Source organism: Sedimentibacter sp. B4, from assembly GCF_000309315.1.
Taxonomy (GTDB): domain Bacteria; phylum Bacillota; class Clostridia; order Tissierellales; family Sedimentibacteraceae; genus Sedimentibacter; species Sedimentibacter saalensis.
Map to the genome: position 1 here is coordinate 1 of NZ_CANG01000310.1, position 542 is coordinate 542.

Here is a 542-nt window from a genome sequence, read left to right on the forward strand (position 1 = left end):
CCTGTCGGTCGGCTCGATGGTGGGCCTGACCAGCGTCGTGGTCGGGCTGTGCTCCGCGTCCGCGCTGCCCATTCCGGTCGCGATCGTGCTGGCGCTGGTCGTCGGCGCCGTCGGCGGGGCGGCCAACGGCCTGCTCGTCACCAGGGTCGGGCTTCCGGCACTCGCCGTGACCATCGGCACCCTTGCGCTGTACCGGGGCGTCGCGGTCGGCCTGCTCGGCACCACGGCGGTCACCCAGTTCGACAAGTGGTGGACGACGCTGGTCAAGGCGCGGATCGGGAGCACCGGCATCCCCGTCGTGGTGATCCTGTTCGTCGTCCTCCTGGCGGCCTTCGTGCTGATGCTGCACTTCACGCCGTTCGGGCGGGGCGTCTTCGCGATCGGCCTGTCCAAGGACGCGGCCAGCTTCTCCGGCGTCCACGTGAACCGAACCCGGCTGGTCCTGTTCATCCTGTCGGGGCTCATGTCCGCGCTGGCCGGCATCTACTACGCCCTCTACTACAACTCCGCGCGCGGAGACAACGCGACCGGGCTCGAACTGC

The 542-nt window shown here is 69.9% G+C and carries 1 protein-coding gene; it reads left to right on the plus strand.

Translation table 11 applies throughout. The annotated features are described in order from the left end of the window. Positions 1 to 542, plus strand: a 542-nt coding sequence (locus tag BN358_RS23345) for an ABC transporter permease (RefSeq protein WP_198018405.1), incomplete at both ends; no start/stop codon positions are given.